Here is a 17309-nt window from a genome sequence, read left to right on the forward strand (position 1 = left end):
CCAATATGAGCCAGAGCAGAGCGCGCATGCAGCCCAGCGAGTTCGACGTGGTGGTGGTCGGCTCGGGCGCCGGCGGCATGCTGGCCGCCTGCCGCGCCGCGGACCGCGGACTGTCGGTGGTGGTGCTGGAAAAGAGCAGCCAGTACGGCGGCACCTCGGCGGTGTCCGGCGGCGGCATCTGGATTCCGCTCAACCACCATATCGCGCCGGCGGGCGGGCGCGACGACTACGCCACGGCGCTGGAATACATCCTGGCGTGCGCCGGCGAGCACGGCGATCCACAGCGCGTGCGCGCCTATCTTGAGCAGGCGCCCCGCATGCTCCAGTACCTGGAGCAGCAGGCCGGCGTGCGTTACTACACGCTGCCGCGCTACGCGGACTACTTCCAGAAGGTTCCGGGCGCGATGCCGGGCTACCGCGCGCTCGACCCGATGCCGTTCGACGGCGCGCAGCTGCGCGAGGAATTCGCACGGCTGCGGCCGCCGTCGCCGGGCACGCTGGTGGGCGGGCGCGTGGCCGTGACCTCGGCCGAGGCGCATGCGCTGCTGTGCCGCGCGCCCGGCTGGCTGGGCCTGGCGGTGCGCCAGTTTGCCCGCTACTGGCTGGACCTGGGCTGGCGCCGCAAGACCCGGCGCGACCGCCGGCTCACGCTCGGCAACAGCCTGGTCGGCGGCCTGCGGCGGGCCATGATGGACCGCGCGATTCCGCTGTGGCTCGACACCGCGCTGCAGGACCTGATCGTCGAGGATGGCACCGTGCGCGGCGTGCGCGCGGTGCAGGACGGGCGCGTGGTGGAGATCCGCGCGCTGCGCGGCGTGATCCTGGCCGCCGGCGGCTTCGAGCGCAACCAGGCCATGCGCGAACAGTACCTGCCGCAGCCGACCCAGGCCGCCTGGAGCGCGACCCCGCCCAACAACACCGGTGACGGCATCCGCGCCGCCCAGGCCGCCGGCGCCGGCGTGGCGCTGATGTCCCACGTCTGGGGCGCACCCACCGTGCATGTGCAGGGCGAGGAAAAGCAGCGCGCGCTCTTTATCGAGCGCGCCATGCCCGGCTGCCTGGTGGTGAACGGGCAGGGCCGGCGCTTCGTCAACGAGGCCGCGCCGTATTCCGAGTTCGTTCCCGCCATGTACCGCGACCACGAGAAAACCGGCAGCAGCGTGCCGGCGTGGATGGTGTTCGACGCCGCCTTCCGCCACAAATATCCGTGCGGGCCGATCCTGCCCGGCTCGGTCATGCCGGACCGCGGCATTCCGGCAAGCCTGTCCGGCATCCTGGTGCGCGCCGACTCGCTGGCGCAGCTGGCGCAGCGGATCGGTGTCGATGCCGGCGGCCTGGCCGACAGCGTGGCGCGCATGAACCACTATGCTGCCACCGGCGTGGACGAGGAGTTCGGCAAGGGCGACAACCTGTTCGATACCTACTACAGCGACCCGGCAGTGCGGCCCAACCCGTGCCTGGCGCCGATCGGCAAGGCGCCGTTCTACGCCGTGCGCATCGATGCCGGCGACATCGGCACCAAGGGCGGCCTGGTGACGGACGCCAGCGCGCGCGTGCTGCGCGACGACGGCAGCGCCATTGCCGGGCTGTTCGCCATCGGCAATACCAGTGCCTCGATGATGGGCACCAGCTATCCCGGCGCGGGCTCGACACTGGGCCCGGCCATGACCTTCGGCTTTATCGCTGCCGACGTGCTCTCTCAGAACGCGCGCCAGCCTGCCGCCGCGCCCCATGCTCAAACCGTACAGGAGGCCCTATGAGCGCCAACCCCGAACCCAGCACCGCGCTGCGCGAAGACATGCTGATGGCGATGCGCCGCATGGCGCGCTCGGTGGCGGTGATCAGCTGCCGCCATGGCGAGCGCCGCTATTCGATGTCCGTGACCGCGGTCGATTCGCTGTCCGCGGACCCGCCTTCGCTGCTGATCTGCATCAACCGCAATTCTTCGATCTACCCGCCGCTGGATGCCGGCGCGGACTTCTGCATCAACCTGCTGGCAGCCGACCACCGCGATATCGCAGTGGATTGCAGCGGCCGGCTCAAGGGCGAGGAACGCTTCACCAGTGGCGAGTGGGAGGACGATCTGCTCGGCGTGCCGTGCCTGCGCGATGCCCAGGCGAACCTGGTGTGCCAGCAGGATGGCCGCTTCGACTACGGCACGCACGCGGTCTTCATCGGACGCCTGCGCGAGGTAAAGCTGGCTGGCGAGGTGTCGCCGCTGGTCTATGTCGATGGTGCCTACACCACGTCCGCGCCGCTTGGCGCACTGTGTTCGGCCTAAGCCGGGAGCGCAAGCCAGCATGTACCCTCCGACCGATTCCGCCACGCCGGTCCACGCGCCGCTGCGCCTCGACGATCCGGACGCACACCCGTGGCAGGCCGCCTGCGATGCCGTGGTGGTGGGCTTCGGCGCCGCCGGGGCCTGCGCCGCGCTGGAGGCCGCGCATGGCGGCGCGCGCGTGATCGTTGCGGAACGCTTCGAAGGCGGGGGCGCCAGCGCCAAGAGCGGCGGGGTGGTCTACGCCGGCGGCGGCACGCCCTACCAGTCTGCCGCGGGCTATGCCGATACACCGCAGGCGATGGCGGACTACCTGCGCCAGGAGACGGGCGGGGTCGTCAGCGATGCCACGCTGCAGGCATTCTGTCAGCGCAGCCGCGAGATGATCGGCTGGCTTGAAGGCCTGGGCGTGGGCTTTGCCGCCACCGTGCCGCCGCGCAAGACCTCGTATCCGGCGCAGCCCTACTACCTCTACTACTCCGGCAACGAAGCGGTCGCCGCCTACGCGCAGCATGCCGCGCCCGCGCCGCGCGGTCACCGCGTGAAAGGCCCCGGCATGTCCGGCCGCACGCTGTACGCCGTGCTGCGCGCCGCCGTGCAGGCCCGGCCGGAGGTGACGGTGATGCGCCAGACCGCGGCAAGGCGGCTGATTCTCGACCAGGACGGCGCGGTCGTCGGCATCGAGCTGTGGCAGCTGTCGCCGGGCCGCCACCAGAAACGCCACGCCCGCCTGGCGCGCCTGGCCGAGCGCCTGCACAACGTAGCGCCTGCGCTGGCCGACCTGTTGCGCGAGCGCGTGCTGCAACTGGAACTGCGCCATGCGCGCCCGGTCGCGGTGCGCACCGGCGCGGTGGTGCTGGCCACCGGCGGCTTTATCTTCAACCGCGCCATGGTGGCGCGCCACGCCGGCAAATACCTGCAGAACTGGCGCCTTGGCGCGACCGGCTGCGACGGCAGCGGCATCCGCCTTGGTGAGTCGGCGGGCGCGGCCACGCGGCACCTGGAGCGGGTCTCGGCATGGCGCTTCATCAATCCGCCGTTCGACTGGGCGCGCGGCTGCGTGGTCGATGCGCAGGGCGCGCGCATCGGCAACGAGGAAACCTACGGCGCCACCCTTGGCCACGCCATCTGCGAACGGCATGGCGGGCGGGCCTGGCTGGTCCTGAACCGCGAACTGGCGCGCGCCGCGCTGCGTGAATGCCTGGGCGGCCGGCTGTGGGCCTTCCAGGCCTTGCCCGCGGCGCTGCTGATGCTGGCGGGGGCGCGGCGTGCCTCCAGCCTCGAAGCGCTTGCCGGCAAGCTGGGCATGCCCGGCGCGGCGCTGCGGGCCACCGTCGATGCCTATAACGCCGCGGCCCGCGGCGAGATCCCCGATCCGGCCGGCAAATCGGCGCCGATGTGCGCGTCGCTCGAAACCGGGCCGTGGCTTGCCATCGACATCTCGGCCAACAGCCGCGTCTTTCCGTGCCCTGCCATCACGCTGGGCGGATTGTCGGTGGAAGAGTCCAGCGGCCGTGTACTGGCCGCCGCTGGCGGGGCGCCCATTCCAGGGCTCTACGCCGTGGGCCGCACTGCCGCTGGCATCGCATCCAACCATTACGTAAGCGGCCTGTCGCTTGCCGACTGCATCTGGTCGGGGCGCAACGCGGGCCGCCATCTGACACGACAGCCTGCCGGCGACCGGCAGGCACACACCAACGAGGAGACCACCCATGAGCCAACGTACTGAAGGAAAGATCGCCATCGTCACCGGGGCCGCCAGCGGCGTCGGCAAGGAAGACGCGCTGCTGCTGGCGCGCGAGGGCGCGCGCGTGGTGCTGACCGACCTCAACGAGGAGGCGGGCCATGCGCTGGCGCGCGAGATCGGCGAGACCGCGCTGTTCGTGCCGCATGACATCGCCAGCGAAGCCGGCTGGCAGCAGGTGATGGCGCGCACCGAAAAGCAATTCGGCGCCCCCAGCGTGCTGGTCAACAATGCCGCCATCCTGTTGCTGGGTTCGGTCGAGGACGCCACGCTGGAGCAATGGCAGCGCGTGATGCGCATCAATGCCGACGGCTACTTCCTCGGCTGCAAGTACGGCGTGGCCGCGATGAAGGCGGGCGGCGGCAGCATCGTCAATATGTCGTCGGTGGCGGCGCTGGGCGGCATGGGCGCGTTCTGCGCCTACAGCGCGAGCAAGGGCGCGGTGGCTGCGCTCACGCGCGCGGTGGCGGGGCACTGCAAGCAGAGCGGCTACCGGATCCGCTGCAACTCGATCCACCCGGACGGCATCCTTACGCCGATGACCGCGGCCTTCCTGCCGGGCGGTGCCACGGCCCTGCCGGAGGAGGTGGGTGGCGCCGAGCCGATGCAGCGCATGTGCCATCCGCGCGACGTGGCCAACCTGGTGCTGTTCCTGGCCTCCGACGAATCGCGCTTTATCAACGGTGCGGAACTGCGTATCGACAACGCGCAGACCATCATGGGCGTGGCCTGACCCCGCCCTCAAGCAATAGAAGGACATCATGGCGCCAGTGCAATTCCACCGGCTGCAGATCGCCGAAGTCGTCACGGAAACTGACCAGGCGCATTCGCTGGTATTCGCGCTGCCGGACGGCCTGCGCGATGCGTTTGCCTACCGTCCCGGGCAGTTCCTGACCCTGCGCGTGCCCGTGGACGGCGTGCCGCTGCAGCGCTGCTATTCGCTGTCGAGCACGCCTGAGGTGGACAACGCCCTGCGCGTGACGATCAAGCGCGTGCAGAGCGGGCGCGTGTCCAACTGGATCTGCGACCACCTGGGCGCGGGCGATACGGTCGAGGTGATGCCGCCCGCCGGGGTGTTCACCCCGCCCGCGCTGCATGGCGATTTCCTGCTGCTGGCCGGCGGCAGCGGCATCACCCCGGTGCTGTCGATCGCCAAGGCGGCGCTGCGCCACGGGCGCGGCGCGGTCACGCTGGTCTATGCCAACCGCGACGAGCGCTCCATCATCTTCCGCGAGGCGCTTGCGGAACTGGCGCGCAACCACCCCGGCCGGCTGCGCGTGATCCACTGGTTGGACAGCGTGCAGGGGCCGCCCACGCAGCGCCAGATCGAGGAACTGGTGCGGCCGTGGAGCATGGCGCAATGCTTTGTCTGCGGGCCCGGCCCGTTCATGGACGGCGCCCAGGCCGCGCTTCAGGCCCTGGGGGTGCCGCGCGGGCAACTGCACGTCGAGCGCTTCGTGTCCTTGCCCGATGTGCCGGCGGCCAAGGCACCGGCAAGCGGGGCCGCCAGCGCGGGGGACACCGCCACGGCATCGCCCGCGCCCGCGATGCGCGGCGCCGCACTGACCGTGCAGCTCGACGGCGAGATCCACCACGTCGGCGTGGCGCCGGACGAAACCGTGCTCGACGCGTTGCAGCGCGCCGGCGTGGCCGCGCCCAATTCCTGCCGCGCCGGGCTGTGCGGCGCCTGCATGTGCCAGGTGACGCAGGGCGACGTGACGCTCGGCGAGAACCATGTGCTCGACCGCGCCGACCTGGAGGCGGGCTGGACCCTGGCTTGCCAGGCCCGCCCGTCCAGCGCCGAAATCCACCTGAAGTTCCCGGATTGACATGACCCCATCTGACATCATCGACGCCATTGCGGCACCGGCCGGCCTCGACCTCGACCTCGCCGCCGCCAACGACGACATTGCCGCGACCATTCCCGAGCTGGTGCGGCGCGCGGCCAGGCGCCACGGCGAGCGCATCGCCATCCAGGAAGACGGGCTGCGCCTCACCTACGCCGCGCTCGACGCCAGCCGGATACAGGCGGCCCGGGCGCTGATGGCGCTGGGCGTGCAGCCCGGCGACCGGGTTGCCGTCTGGGCGCCGAACTTCTCCGAATGGATCATCGCGGCGCTGGCCACGCACAGCATAGGCGCGGCGCTGGTGCCGCTCAACACGCGCATGAAGGGGGCCGAGGCCGGCGCCGTGCTGGCCGACAGCGGCGCGCGCCTGCTGCTCTGCGTCGACGCTTTCCTCGGCGAAAGCTATCCGCAGATGCTGGCGCCACACCGCCCCGCCACGCTGGAGCGGCTGGTGATCCTGCGCCCCGGGCAGGGCCGGACGCCCGGCCCCGACGAGCTGGCCTGGGAAGCCTTCCTCGCGCTGGCGCCACAGGCGGACATGGCGGCGTTCGCCAAGCGCGAGGACGGGGTGCGCGGCGACACGCTGATGGACATCATGTTCACCTCGGGCACCACCGGGCGTCCCAAGGGCGTGATGACCGCCCACGCGCAGAACCTGCGTGCCGTCGACGGCTGGGCCGCCATCACCGGGGTGCGGCCGGGCGACCGCTACCTGATCGTCAATCCGTTCTTCCATACCTTTGGCTACAAGGCCGGATGGCTCGCCGCGCTGTCGCGCGGGGCCACGGTGCTGCCCCACCTGGTGTTCGACGCCGAGGCCGTGATGACGCGCGTGGAGAACGAGCGCATCACGGTGCTGCCCGGGCCGCCGACGCTCTACCAGACCCTGCTTAACGCGCCGCGCCTGCGTGAGTTCGACCTGTCGTCGCTGCGTGTCGCGGTGACCGGTGCCTCGGCGATCGCGCCCGCGCTGATCCAGCGCATGCGCGACGAACTGGGCTTCGACACCATCATCACCGGCTACGGCCTGACCGAGTCGTGCGGCTTTGCCACGCTGACCCGCGCCGGCGACGACGCCGAAACCGTCGCCGCCACCTCCGGCCGCGCCATGCCGGGCATCGAGATCCGCTGCATCGATGGGCAGGGGCAGCCGGCCGCCACCGGCGAGGCGGGCGAGGTGCTGGTGCGCGGCTACAACGTGATGCAGGGCTACTTCGGCCTGCCCGAAGCCACCGCCGAAGCCATCGACAGCGAAGGCTGGCTGCATACCGGCGATGTCGGCACGCTCGATGCGCGCGGCTACCTGCGCATCACCGACCGCATCAAGGACATGTTTATCGTGGGCGGCTTCAACTGCTATCCGGCGGAGGTGGAGAAGCTGCTGGTGGCGCATCCGGCCGTGGCCCAGGTGGCGGTAGTGGGCATCCCGCACGAGCGGCTCGGTGAAGTGGGGCGTGCCTACGTGGTGCTGCGCCACGGCGCGCGCGTGGAGGCCGAAACCCTGATCGCCTGGGCGCGCCGGCACATGGCCAACTACAAGGTGCCGCGCGAGGTGCTGTTCGTGACGTCGCTGCCGGTCAGCGCGGCAGGCAAGGTGTTGAAGTACCAGTTGCGTGAAGCCTGATGAACAAGGAACCGATCATGACCGACATTGCCGCCATTGCCGACCGCGTCGCGCGGCTGGAAGCCGCGGAGGCGATCCGCGCGCTCAAGCTGCGCTACCTGCGCGCTTGCGATGACAAGGACCCTGACGCGATGCGCGCCTGTTTCGTGCCGGACAACGCGCATATCCACTATGACCGGATCGGCAGCTTTGCCGGGCGCGAGGCACTGGTGCAGTGCTTTGCGGAACTGGCGTGCCGGCCGACGCTGCGGGAGATGCATTTTGCGGGGCAGGGGGATATCCGTGTGCTGGATGACAATCTGGCGCAGGGCAGCTGGGATCTGGCCTACCTGGCGCTGGATGATGCCAGTGGTTCGCGTACCTTTCTAACGGGACGTTATGCGGATGAGTATGTGCGGATCGATGGTGCGTGGCTGATTCGCTCGACGATGTTCACGACGGGGTTGGTGTCGCAGGGAGGGTAGGAGGCCGCGCTTGTTTGCACCCCTTTCCCGCTTGCGGGAGAGGGGTGCGCATGCGAGAGGTGGTGGCAATTTCCAACGCTCGCGCGCGCCCAATTCCTATTCCACAATCGCCGGATGCACCGGCGGGGGCCCGCCCAGTGCCTGCCGGTACGACGGCGGCTGCACCCCCTCCGAATCGACGATGCCATAGGCCAGCGCCGCTTCGGCGCTAATCAACACCCGGCCGGACTTTTCCATCAGCGCAGGGTCGCGGTACAGCGCATCGATAATCCTCCCCGTGAACTCCGGCGTCTCCGCCACCGGCGCGAAGCCCGCGTACTTGTCCGGATGCTTTTCCCATACCCGCAGTGTGCGCGCAGTGCGCAGCGGCCCCATCCACAGCGACACCGCCGCGACGCCGTAGGGCCGCAGGTCGACCGCCATGTCGTGCGCAAACTTGTCGATGCCCGCCTTCTGCGCGCCGTAGGCCGGACCGTGCATATAGCAGTTGGCACCGAATGACGAGGTGAACACGATCAGCCCGCGGCCCTGCGCGGCCATCATGGGCGCGGCATGCCAGCTGGCGACGTAGCCTGAGCGCAGGCCCACGTCGAGGATGCCGGCCATCTCCAGTGGCTTCTGCCAGAACGGCCCCGGCATGATGAGCTCGTCGTGCAGGAAGGTCGCATTGTTGACCAGGATGTCGATCCGACCGGATTCCTCTCGCACCCGCGCGAACAGACGCGCCACCTGCGCATCGTCGCGATGATCGCACGCGAGCGCGATGCCGCGCCCGCCCAGCGCATCGATCTCGCGTGCGGTGGCGTGGATGGTGCCGGGCAGCGGCGCGCTGCCTTCCTGCTCGGTGCGTCCGGTCACGTACACCGTGGCGCCTGCCGCACCGAGCGCCAGTGCGATGCCCTTGCCGGCACCGCGCGAGCCGCCCGTGACGACGGCGACGATGGCCTGTTCCGCCTGCTTCATGTGTGTCTCCTTCATTGATGTCATCGAAGCTTGGAACGGGCACGGCATCGCGACATCCTTCGTTCGGACTAAGCGATACCCGGTCCGGATACTCCACGCGGACGATGGCCCCCGGCGCGGCAAGGCCGACGATAGTCCCCATCCCAACGACTGCCCGCGCGGCGTATCGCGGCGCTGGCGGTCACAACAAGGAGTGAGACTGGCCATGTCTGAACTGGAGTGCAAGGAAGCCATCCATGCCCTGACCTGCCGCTATGCGCAGGCGGTGGACCGGCGCGATTTCCCGAAACTGGCAGCGCTGTTCACGGCGGACGCATGGCTGAGCGGGCCGGGCTTCCGCATGGACGGAGCGCAGGCGATTGCTGACGGCATGGCATCGCTCGGCCAGTACAGCGCCACGCAGCATCACGTGCACCAGCAACTGGTCGAAGTCGATGGCGATACCGCGACCGGCGAGACCTATTGCGTGGCCAACCACCTGTACGAACAGGACGGCGTGCCGCGCAAGCTGGACTGGGGCATCCGCTACCACGACCGCTTCGTGCGGCGCGACGGCCAGTGGCGCATTGCCGCGCGCGAGCTGGTGGTGGACTGGACGCAGGACCTGCCGCTGCGAGGGGCATGATGACGACGACCCGTGTACTGGAAGGCAAGACAGCCCTCGTCACCGGCGGCGCCGGCGGCATCGGTGCGGCCAGCGCGCTGGCGCTGCTGCGCGACGGCGCGACGGTGGTCCTCATGGGGCGGCGGGGCGAAGCGCTGGAAGCGGCACGGCGCAGCCTGTGCGCGCAGGTGGCCGGCGCCACCGTGGCAATCAGCGCCGGCGACGCTTGCCGCGAGGATGACGTGCAGGCCGCGCTGCAGCAAGCCTGGGAGCTGCAGCGGCGCCTCGATATCGTGGTCGCGACCGTTGGTGGGGGCGGCTTCTGTCCGCTGCTGATGCATGACGCGGCCTCGCTGATGGCGGAGCTGGAGCTGAACATCGCCAGCGCATTCCTGGCGGTGCGCCACGCGTCGCCGCTGATGGCACCGCATGGCGGCACCATCGTCTGTATCTCGTCGAACGCGGCGCGCATGACCTGCCGCTGGCTGTCGGCGTACTGCGCCGCCAAGGCGGGGCTGGAAGCGTTCGTGCGCGCCGCGGCCGAGGAGCTGGCGGGATGCGGCATCCGCGTCAATGCGGTGCGGCCGGGGCTAACCCGCTCCGGCGCGACCGGGCCGATGTTCGACAACCCGGCCATCCTCGACAAGTTCGTCGCGCAGATGCCGCTGGGCCGCGCCGGCGAACCGGACGACATTGCCAGTGCGGTGCGCTACCTGGCGGGGCCGGAATCGGGCTGGGTGACCGGCCAGAGCATCGCCGTGGACGGTGGCAGCGAGCTGCGCGGCAATCCCATCCTCGATGAAACCGTGGCTGCGGTGTATGGCGAAGCCGCGCTGCAGGCCGTGCTGGCCGGCAGGATTCCCGAAGCCGGCTGAAGCCGGCAACTCAAGGAGAGAAACGATGCATCAAGTCAGGGACAAGGTTGCGCTGGTCACCGGCGCGGCCAGCGGGGTAGGGCGCGCCGACGCGCTGATGCTGGCGGCCGAAGGCGCGCGCGTGGTCATCAGCGATGTCAACCAGGAGGCCGGGCAGGCACTGGCCCGCGAGATCGGGGATGCGGCCATGTTCGTGCGCCACGACATTGCCAGCGAGGAGGACTGGCGCAAAGCCATGGCCGCCACGCAGGACCGCTTCGGCCGGCTCGACGTGCTGGTCAACAATGCGGCCATCTGTCCGCTCGGGTCAATCGAGGAAACCTCGCTCGACAGCTGGCGGCAGGTCATGCGCGTCAATGCCGACGGCTATTTCCTGGGCTGCAGGTTCGGTGTGCAGGCAATGAAGGGCAACCCCGCCGGGGGCTCCATCGTGGTGATGTCGTCGGTGGCGGCGCTGGGCGGGCTGCCCATGATGTGCGCATACAGCGGCGCCAAGGGCGCCGTTACCGCGCTGACGCGCAGCGTGGCCGTGCACTGCAAGCAGAACGGCTACCGGATCCGCTGCAACTCGATCCATCCCGATGGCGTCTGGACGCCGATGACGCAGGCGCTGGTGCCGGACCTGGATCCGGCCACGCTTGGTATCGGTACGGACCCGATGGCACGCATGTGCCAGCCGGAGGATGTGGCCAACCTGGTCCTGTTCCTGGCTTCGGACGCGTCGCGCTTTATCAATGGCGCCGAATTGCGCATCGATAACGCGCAGTTGATCTCGGGGCTATAAAGCCTGTAAGGCCGGCTGCGGCGTTCTGCTTGCGCGGGCCGCCGCAGCGTACGGCTAGCTGTACTGCGTCACGATCTCGCCGACCGTGCGCAGGATGTCGCGGCGGCGATAGCCGAGCAGGGCGGCTTCGGCCGCATCCGGCTCGTAGTAGAGCGTGTTGCCCCGGCCGAAGCAGATGGCCGAGTCCGGCAGCAACGGATGCTCCTGGTCGATGACAGGCGGCACCGGGCGGCCCGCGTCGCGGAAGAAGGCACCGAAATAGTCCTGGAACGACAGGTTCTCGTCCCCTACCAGGTAAGCCTTGCCGTTTTCACCGCGCAACAGCGCGCCTTCGATCGCTTCCGAGAGCGAAGTGGCCGAGATGAAGTTGACGCCGCCGGGCGGCGCGAAATCCGGCATCGGCGCAAAGTTGCCGCGGGCGTAGTCGGTATAGGCCTTGAACATCGGCACCATCAGGCCCGGCACCGTGCCCACGACGAACGGCGCGTTCACGCTGCTCACGCGGAAGGCATCGGTGGCCAGCGCGCGAACGCCTTCGTCGGCCAGCTTGCGCGAGCGGATATAGGCGTTGTCCTCGGCCAGCTGCGGCTGTGCCTGCGGGTAGAAGCTGCCGACGTAGACGGCGACCCGGATCCCGGCAGCGCGCGCCGCGCGCAGGAAACGCGGCACGCCCTCGATGTTGGCGCGTTCCCAGTGTGCGGCCTCGTCGCCGCCAGGCGGCACGTGACGCACATCGTTGCCGGCGGCAAAGACCAGCGCGTCGAAGGCGCCGAGCTGCGCGGCCGGCACGTCGTTGGCGATGTAGTCGCAGCGCAGGAAGTCCAGCCCGCCCAGCGCCGTGCCGGGCGCGGGGCGGTTGCGCCCCGCGATGGTGACGTCGTGCCCGCGGCTGCGCAGGTGCAGGGCCGCGTGGCCCCCGATCATGCCGGTGCCGCCGACGATCAGTATCTTCATGCTTGTCTCCTTGGTGGGGTGGTGTGGCCGCGGTGCGCGGCCATCAGAGGTTCATGCCGTTGCCGCCGATGACCGGCATGTTGGTCCACGCGCCCTTGGGGTCGCGATACCAGCCGGCCGCGGCCAGCGCGCCGCCATTGACATGCAGCGCCGTGCCGGTGATCCAGGCCGCGCGCTCGCTGGCCAGGAACAGGATGCCGTCGGCAATGTCGCGCGGCGTGCCGAAGCGGCCCAGCGGAATCCAGCGCGGGATATGGTGCTGGTGTTCCGCAGCGACCATCTGCGACACCGGAACCTGCGGCGTTTCGGTGGTCTCGGGGGCGATCAGGTTGACGCGGATCCCCGCCGGCGCCAGCTCCAGCGCCAGGCTCTGCGTGAAGCCGGTGATGGCGGCCTTGAAGGCGCCGTAGACGCTGCAGTAGGGAATGCCGCGGAAGGCCTCGATCGACGACACCGTGACGATGCTGCCGGCGCCACTGCGCCGCAGCAGCGGCAGCATGGCGCGCGTGACGGTGAAGACGTGGCCCAGGTTGGCGGCGTAGAGGCTGGCGATCTCGTCGTCGGCATAGTGCTCGAACGGCTTGGCGATGCGCAGGAAATCGCCGACGTTGTTGACCAGCACGTCCAGCACACCGAAACGCTGTTCGACCTGCGCAGCCAGTTCGCGCACGGTGCCGGCATCGGTGGCATCGCCCTGTACTACCAGCACTTCCGTGCCGGGCTTGCTCAACAACTCCCGGGCTTGCCCGGCGCGCTGTGCTTCGATCTCGATCAGCGCCACGCGCGCACCCTGTTCCAGGAAGGCTTGCGCGGTGGCGAGCCCGATGCCGGCGCCGCCGCCGGTGACCAGCACGGTCTTGTCGGTGAAATCCATCTGAGTCGTTCTCCTTCGGTTGCCCTGTGGTGTGCGGCCATTTGATCGGCGGCAGGCGGGACCGGCATCGTCCGATTGCAGGTCAGGGAAAACACTTAGATGGTGCAAACCAGGGCGAACAAGGGCGCCGCGCGCCGGACATCGGCAGGCAGCCTCCCTATAATCTGCGCTGCCCAGGTGCCGCAGAGCACCGGCCAGTCCATGCATGGGGCGAGGAAACAGGAGACAGACAATGTTGATGGCGACCGTTGAGGCGCAAGGGGTGGCGTCGCCCTGGTTTGCGCAGTCCGGACTGAGCCTGCCGCAATTCAGCGCGCTGCTGGCGGCGGTCTACGAAGGGCCGATGGAACCCGTGCCCTGGGGCCGCGCGCTGGAAATGCTGCGCAAGCAACTTGGTGCCAGCTATGTGAGCTTCATCCTGCGCTCGCCCGCGAGCGACCGCAGTGGCATCGCGGTGCACGCGTCGCAGGACGGCACTTCGCTGGAGGCCGAGGCGTCGTACAACACCTACTACTACGCCATCGATCCCTTTATCAACCTGCCCACGGACCGGGCCGTGACGGTCGACGAAGCGATGGGCGCCGGCAACTGGTGCCGCAGCGAGATCTACCGGCAGTTCCTGCAGCCGCTTGGCGTGCGCTACCTGCTGGGCGCCGACATCCGCACCGAAGACGGGGTCGAGTGCCGGCTGCGCGTCTGCCGCCAGCACGACGCGCAGGACTTCTCCGAGGTGGACAAGGCGGCGTGCGCCACCATCCTGCCGCACCTGAGGCGCGCGGTCCGGCTGCATTCCAGGCTGGATGTGGTCGAATCGGAGCGCAGCCTCTATGCGGGCGCGATCGACCGCATGCTGGTGGGCATGGTCATCCTCGACGCAGCCGGTGCAATCCTGAAGAAGAATGCGGAAGCCGACGAGATCCTGGCGGAGAACGACGGCATCCGCCTCAACGGCGCCAACTTCGAGATCGCCTACGCACAGGAAAGCCGCAAGTTCCAGTACCTGCTGCGCCGCGCCCAGATGGGGCATCACGGCAGCGCGCCGGCGCTGGCCGAAGCCATGTCGATCACCCGCCCCTCGGGGCGCGGCAAGCTGGGCGTGCTGATCCGCACCATTCCGCTCAGCGAATGGTCCGAAGACCACCGCCATCGCCCGGCCTGCGCGGTCTTTATCCGCGATCCCGAGCGCAAGTCGCGCGCCTCGCACGAGGTGGTGCGCAAGCTGTTCGACCTCACGCCCGCCGAGACCGCGCTGGCGCTGGTGCTTGCCGACGGCATGACGCTCGACGAAGCCGCCGAGGCGCTGGGCACCAGCAAGAACACGGCGCGCGCCCACCTGCGCGCGATCTTCTCCAAGACCGGGGTCACGCGGCAGGCCACGCTGGTGCGCATGCTGCTGAGCAGTGTGGTGACGCTCGGCTGAGCGCCAGGGCGTCATCCACGCACGCGTGTTCCAGGGCACGCGTAACTCCCTCGTGGCCCGACGATCGGTTCTCCTAGTCCGAATGGAGGATGAGTCCCGCCATGCGCGCCCCTAGCATGCATCCGACAAGCGGGCGCGGCACACGGATGGCACCTCAGACGGACGCAGCGACGCGTGCTGTCCGCGCTTGGTCCTGTTCCGCGCACGCATCAACCTGTCCGGCCCCGGCCGGCACCTGTACCAGGGAGCGTGGAGCATGGAAAAAGTCATCTATATCGTCTGGCGCGATTCTCAGACCGAGCCGGGGGAGTTCGCGCGCCGGCTGCGCACGACGCTTGCGGACAAGCTATTGGCGCTGGGCGCGCGCGGACTGCAGGTGAACGTGGCCGATGACGCGGTGTTGCCGGCCGCGGGCCTGCGCCAGGCGAATACCCGCCCGCAGATGGACGGGCTGGTCTCGGTCTGGATGGACAGCGCCATCGACCGCCTGCGGCAGCCGTTCGACCAGGCGATCGCGGCCGCCGTGGGCCGCATGGCCGGCTACCTTGTGACGGAGTCCCAGCCCATCCGCAATACACGTTTCCCGGCCGCGCCCGGCGAACGCACGCCCGGCTTCGCGCAGCTTGCCTTCCTTACCCGGCCGCCCCGGCTTACGCCGCAGGCCTGGCTGGACATCTGGCACAACCACCACACGCCGGTGGCGGTCGAGACCCAGGACAACTTCCTCTACGTGCAGAACGTGGTGGTGCGGCCGCTCACCTACGCCGCGCCGCACTACGACGCCATTGTCGAAGAGGGCTTCCCCGATGCGGCGATGACCGACCCGCAGGCGTTCTTCGACGCGGCCGGCGACGAAGACAAGTTCCAGCGCAACCTGCAGGCCATGATGGAAAGCTGCCAGCGCTTCATCGACTTCGACAAGATCGACGTGATTCCCACCAGCCAGTACCTCGTGCGCCCGGCAGCGGCCTGACGCCCGCGCCGGACCGGCTAGTCCCACTGGACGATGTGCCGGGCCGCAGCGCACGGAAGAATGGTCCCATCAGCCAGCAGTGGCAACGAACCTGAGGAGACCGGCATGTTGGATATCCGTGCGCTTGGCTACATCGTGGTCGAGTCCACCGACCTGGGGCAATGGCGGCACTATGCCGAACAGGTGCTGGGCATGGCCTGTTCCGGCGCCCCGGGCGGTGCGCTGTACGTAAAGATGGATGAGCGCGACTACCGCTACCTGGCGGTGCCGGGCGCGCGCGACCGCTACCTGGCATCGGGCTGGGAGCTGGCCGACGAGCCGGCCTACCGCCATGCGCTCGACACGCTGCGCCAGGCCAAGGTGGAGGTCGTGCACGCCAGCGCCGCGGAACTGGCACAGCGCCGTGTGCAGGCCATGGCCTGGTTTGCCGATCCCTCGGGCAACCGCCATGAGATCTCCTGGGGCATGCGCTCGGACTTCCTGCGCTTTATCTCGCCGGTGGGCGTGCCGCGCTTCGTCACTGACCCGATGGGGGCGGGCCATGCGGTCCTGCCCGCGCCGGCCTTCGACGAGACCTATGCCTTCCTGTGCGAGGTGATGGGTTTCGGTTTGTCCGACATCTTCCGCGTGCGCTTTACCAATGACCCGGCCGAACCGGAAAAGCGCATCCACTTCCTGCATTGCGGCAACGCCCGCCACCACAGCCTGGCGATCTTCGAGATGCCGTCGGAAGCGGGCTGCATCCACGTGATGGCCGAGGTTCCGGACATGGCCGAGGTGGGCCGCGCGCTGGACCGCGCGCAGCAGCACGGCGTGAAGCTCTCGGCCACGCTGGGCCAGCACTGCAATGACCGCATGACTTCCTTCTACATGAAGACCCCCGGCGGCTTCGACCTCGAGTTCGGCCACGGCGGCCTGGAGGTGGACTGGAGCCACCACGCCGCCTACGAGGCCACGCGCGTCAGCCTGTGGGGACACGACTTCAGCATCGGATACCGCTAAACACATCATGACCAAGACAATCGACAAGACCATGAGCGCGGCCGACGTGGTCGGCCAGCTCGCCGACGGCATGACCATCGGCATCGGTGGGTGGGGCCCGCGCCGCAAGCCGATGGCGCTGGTGCGCGAGATCCTGCGCTCGCCGCTGAAGGACCTGACCGTGGTCGCCTACGGCGGCCCCGAGGTGGGCATGCTGTGCGCGGCCGGCAAGGTGCGCCGGCTGGTGTTCGGCTTCGTCTCGCTCGACGTGATTCCGCTCGAGCCCTACTTCCGCCAGGCGCGCGAGCGCGGCGTGCTGGAAGTGACGGAGCTTGACGAAGGCATGCTGCAGCTGGGCCTGCGCGCCGCGGCCGCGCGCCTGCCGTTCCTGCCGACGCGCGCCGCGCTGGGCACCGACGTGCTGGACATGAACCCCCAGCTGAGGACGGTGCGTTCGCCCTATGCCGATGGCGAAGTGCTGGTGGCGATGCCGGCGATCGAGCTCGATGCCGCGCTGCTGCACGTGAACGACAGCGATGTGCTCGGCAACACCCGCATCGACGGGCCCGATCCGTTCTTCGATGAATGGTTCGCACGTGCCGCGCACCGCTGCTATGTGAGCTGCGAAACGTTGCACCTGCGCCTGGAGGATGAAGACCTGGCGCGCGCGCGCAACAACGCCTTCGAGCGCTCGCTGGTAAGCGGCGTGGTGCACGCACCCGGCGGCGCCCATCCCACTTCCTGCGCGCCGGCCTACGGCTGGGACCTGCCCGCGCTGAAGGCGTACTGCGCCGGCGCCGAGGCCGAGGACGGCTTCCGTGCCTACCGCGACGAGGTGGTGGGCGCGAGCGAAGCGGCCTACCTGGAGCGCATCGGCGGCCTTGGCCACGTGCACGACCTGCCGCTGCCGGTACTTTGAACCCG

General features: G+C 69.4%; 17 protein-coding genes. 14 read left to right on the forward strand and 3 right to left on the reverse strand.

The genetic code is table 11. From position 1 onward, the window contains the following. The first annotated feature begins 5 nt into the window (after window positions 1–5). The 7 genes from AC3WQZ_RS14965 to AC3WQZ_RS14995 are packed head-to-tail and all read left to right on the forward strand — an operon-like array spanning window position 6 to window position 7957. Window positions 6–1760, forward strand: coding sequence for an FAD-dependent oxidoreductase (locus AC3WQZ_RS14965; protein ID WP_037025771.1), 1755 nt, complete (start codon window positions 6–8; stop codon window positions 1758–1760). Continuing rightward, window positions 1757–2281, forward strand: a complete 525-nt coding sequence (locus AC3WQZ_RS14970; RefSeq protein WP_010813996.1) for a flavin reductase family protein — start codon at window positions 1757–1759, stop codon at window positions 2279–2281. Before AC3WQZ_RS14965 ends, AC3WQZ_RS14970 begins: the two co-directional genes overlap by 4 nt. 19 nt (window positions 2282–2300) lie before the next feature. Continuing rightward, window positions 2301–4007 carry an FAD-binding protein gene (locus AC3WQZ_RS14975; RefSeq protein WP_492300805.1) on the forward strand — a complete coding sequence of 569 codons (1707 nt, stop codon included), beginning with the start codon at window positions 2301–2303 and terminating at the stop codon, window positions 4005–4007. Continuing rightward, the gene (locus AC3WQZ_RS14980; RefSeq protein WP_010813994.1) at window positions 3991–4755 is read left to right on the forward strand and encodes an SDR family oxidoreductase; all 765 of its coding nucleotides are present in this window, start codon (window positions 3991–3993) and stop codon (window positions 4753–4755) included. The genes AC3WQZ_RS14975 and AC3WQZ_RS14980 overlap by 17 nt, the downstream gene beginning before the upstream one ends. Window positions 4756–4783: 28 nt before the next feature. Further along, entirely contained in the window at window positions 4784–5851 is a 1068-nt protein-coding gene (locus tag AC3WQZ_RS14985; RefSeq protein WP_010813993.1) for a ferredoxin--NADP reductase, read from the forward strand. A gap of 1 nt (window position 5852) precedes the next feature. Next, window positions 5853–7493: a FadD3 family acyl-CoA ligase gene (locus AC3WQZ_RS14990; RefSeq protein ID WP_454750745.1), complete on the forward strand. Its 1641-nt coding sequence runs from the start codon at window positions 5853–5855 to the stop codon at window positions 7491–7493. Then, window positions 7493–7957 (forward strand): nuclear transport factor 2 family protein, encoded by a 465-nt coding sequence (locus AC3WQZ_RS14995; RefSeq protein ID WP_010813991.1) that lies wholly within the window; start codon window positions 7493–7495, stop codon window positions 7955–7957. The genes AC3WQZ_RS14990 and AC3WQZ_RS14995 overlap by 1 nt, the downstream gene beginning before the upstream one ends. 96 nt (window positions 7958–8053) lie before the next feature. On the opposite strand, the gene AC3WQZ_RS15000 is transcribed toward AC3WQZ_RS14995, so the two are convergent. Next, the gene (locus AC3WQZ_RS15000; RefSeq protein ID WP_454750744.1) at window positions 8054–8920 is read right to left on the reverse strand and encodes an SDR family NAD(P)-dependent oxidoreductase; all 867 of its coding nucleotides are present in this window, start codon (window positions 8918–8920) and stop codon (window positions 8054–8056) included. Between the two features lie 205 nt (window positions 8921–9125). On the opposite strand from AC3WQZ_RS15000, the gene AC3WQZ_RS15005 reads away from it, so the two are divergent. The 3 genes from AC3WQZ_RS15005 to AC3WQZ_RS15015 are packed head-to-tail and all read left to right on the forward strand — an operon-like array spanning window position 9126 to window position 11183. After that, window positions 9126–9545 carry a nuclear transport factor 2 family protein gene (locus AC3WQZ_RS15005; protein ID WP_492293954.1) on the forward strand — a complete coding sequence of 140 codons (420 nt, stop codon included), beginning with the start codon at window positions 9126–9128 and terminating at the stop codon, window positions 9543–9545. Next, window positions 9542–10399 carry an SDR family NAD(P)-dependent oxidoreductase gene (locus AC3WQZ_RS15010; RefSeq protein ID WP_492300807.1) on the forward strand — a complete coding sequence of 286 codons (858 nt, stop codon included), beginning with the start codon at window positions 9542–9544 and terminating at the stop codon, window positions 10397–10399. Before AC3WQZ_RS15005 ends, AC3WQZ_RS15010 begins: the two co-directional genes overlap by 4 nt. A 25-nt stretch (window positions 10400–10424) precedes the next feature. Continuing rightward, a complete protein-coding gene (locus tag AC3WQZ_RS15015; protein ID WP_010813987.1) occupies window positions 10425–11183 on the forward strand; it encodes a glucose 1-dehydrogenase in 759 nt (252 codons plus the stop codon). A 54-nt stretch (window positions 11184–11237) separates the two neighbouring features. Here AC3WQZ_RS15015 and AC3WQZ_RS15020 read toward each other — a convergent pair whose 3' ends face one another. Both AC3WQZ_RS15020 and AC3WQZ_RS15025 read right to left on the reverse strand, forming a co-directional pair. Continuing rightward, the gene (locus AC3WQZ_RS15020) at window positions 11238–12137 is read right to left on the reverse strand and encodes an NAD-dependent epimerase/dehydratase family protein (RefSeq protein WP_439669749.1); all 900 of its coding nucleotides are present in this window, start codon (window positions 12135–12137) and stop codon (window positions 11238–11240) included. A gap of 43 nt (window positions 12138–12180) precedes the next feature. Continuing rightward, window positions 12181–13011 (reverse strand): SDR family NAD(P)-dependent oxidoreductase, encoded by an 831-nt coding sequence (locus tag AC3WQZ_RS15025; RefSeq protein WP_454750741.1) that lies wholly within the window; start codon window positions 13009–13011, stop codon window positions 12181–12183. A gap of 232 nt (window positions 13012–13243) precedes the next feature. Here AC3WQZ_RS15025 and AC3WQZ_RS15030 point away from each other — a divergent pair, with 232 nt between their 5' ends. The 4 genes from AC3WQZ_RS15030 to AC3WQZ_RS15045 all read left to right on the forward strand — a co-directional run bounded on the left by AC3WQZ_RS15030 (window position 13244) and on the right by AC3WQZ_RS15045 (window position 17304). Continuing rightward, a complete protein-coding gene (locus AC3WQZ_RS15030; RefSeq protein ID WP_010813984.1) occupies window positions 13244–14431 on the forward strand; it encodes a helix-turn-helix transcriptional regulator in 1188 nt (395 codons plus the stop codon). A gap of 256 nt (window positions 14432–14687) precedes the next feature. Then, on the forward strand, window positions 14688–15404 hold the full coding sequence (locus tag AC3WQZ_RS15035) for an EthD domain-containing protein (RefSeq protein ID WP_010813983.1): 717 nt from the start codon (window positions 14688–14690) through the stop codon (window positions 15402–15404). A gap of 105 nt (window positions 15405–15509) precedes the next feature. Next, the gene (locus tag AC3WQZ_RS15040) at window positions 15510–16406 is read left to right on the forward strand and encodes a VOC family protein (RefSeq protein ID WP_439672488.1); all 897 of its coding nucleotides are present in this window, start codon (window positions 15510–15512) and stop codon (window positions 16404–16406) included. Window positions 16407–16413: 7 nt separating this feature from the next. Then, window positions 16414–17304 carry a CoA transferase subunit A gene (locus tag AC3WQZ_RS15045; RefSeq protein ID WP_439672489.1) on the forward strand — a complete coding sequence of 297 codons (891 nt, stop codon included), beginning with the start codon at window positions 16414–16416 and terminating at the stop codon, window positions 17302–17304. Window positions 17305–17309: the final 5 nt, after the last annotated feature.

The sequence above is a fragment of the Cupriavidus sp. FW305-26 genome (assembly GCF_058787975.1).

Excerpts from the sequence above, each read along its gene's own strand:
- AC3WQZ_RS15000 (WP_454750744.1), bottom strand. The coding sequence starts at position 8,920 with ATGAAGCAGGCGGAACAGGCCATCGTCGCCGTCGTCACGGGCGGCTCG.
- AC3WQZ_RS15005 (WP_492293954.1), top strand. The coding sequence starts at position 9,126 with ATGTCTGAACTGGAGTGCAAGGAAGCCATCCATGCCCTGACCTGCCGC.
- AC3WQZ_RS15035 (WP_010813983.1), top strand. The coding sequence starts at position 14,688 with ATGGAAAAAGTCATCTATATCGTCTGGCGCGATTCTCAGACCGAGCCG.
- AC3WQZ_RS15010 (WP_492300807.1), top strand. The coding sequence starts at position 9,542 with ATGATGACGACGACCCGTGTACTGGAAGGCAAGACAGCCCTCGTCACC.
- AC3WQZ_RS15045 (WP_439672489.1), top strand. The coding sequence starts at position 16,414 with ATGACCAAGACAATCGACAAGACCATGAGCGCGGCCGACGTGGTCGGC.
- AC3WQZ_RS14995 (WP_010813991.1), top strand. The coding sequence starts at position 7,493 with ATGAACAAGGAACCGATCATGACCGACATTGCCGCCATTGCCGACCGC.
- AC3WQZ_RS15040 (WP_439672488.1), top strand. The coding sequence starts at position 15,510 with ATGTTGGATATCCGTGCGCTTGGCTACATCGTGGTCGAGTCCACCGAC.
- AC3WQZ_RS14980 (WP_010813994.1), top strand. The coding sequence starts at position 3,991 with ATGAGCCAACGTACTGAAGGAAAGATCGCCATCGTCACCGGGGCCGCC.
- AC3WQZ_RS15025 (WP_454750741.1), bottom strand. The coding sequence starts at position 13,011 with ATGGATTTCACCGACAAGACCGTGCTGGTCACCGGCGGCGGCGCCGGC.
- AC3WQZ_RS14990 (WP_454750745.1), top strand. The coding sequence starts at position 5,853 with ATGACCCCATCTGACATCATCGACGCCATTGCGGCACCGGCCGGCCTC.
- AC3WQZ_RS15020 (WP_439669749.1), bottom strand. The coding sequence starts at position 12,137 with ATGAAGATACTGATCGTCGGCGGCACCGGCATGATCGGGGGCCACGCG.
- AC3WQZ_RS14965 (WP_037025771.1), top strand. The coding sequence starts at position 6 with ATGAGCCAGAGCAGAGCGCGCATGCAGCCCAGCGAGTTCGACGTGGTG.
- AC3WQZ_RS14975 (WP_492300805.1), top strand. The coding sequence starts at position 2,301 with ATGTACCCTCCGACCGATTCCGCCACGCCGGTCCACGCGCCGCTGCGC.
- AC3WQZ_RS15030 (WP_010813984.1), top strand. The coding sequence starts at position 13,244 with ATGTTGATGGCGACCGTTGAGGCGCAAGGGGTGGCGTCGCCCTGGTTT.
- AC3WQZ_RS14985 (WP_010813993.1), top strand. The coding sequence starts at position 4,784 with ATGGCGCCAGTGCAATTCCACCGGCTGCAGATCGCCGAAGTCGTCACG.
- AC3WQZ_RS15015 (WP_010813987.1), top strand. The coding sequence starts at position 10,425 with ATGCATCAAGTCAGGGACAAGGTTGCGCTGGTCACCGGCGCGGCCAGC.
- AC3WQZ_RS14970 (WP_010813996.1), top strand. The coding sequence starts at position 1,757 with ATGAGCGCCAACCCCGAACCCAGCACCGCGCTGCGCGAAGACATGCTG.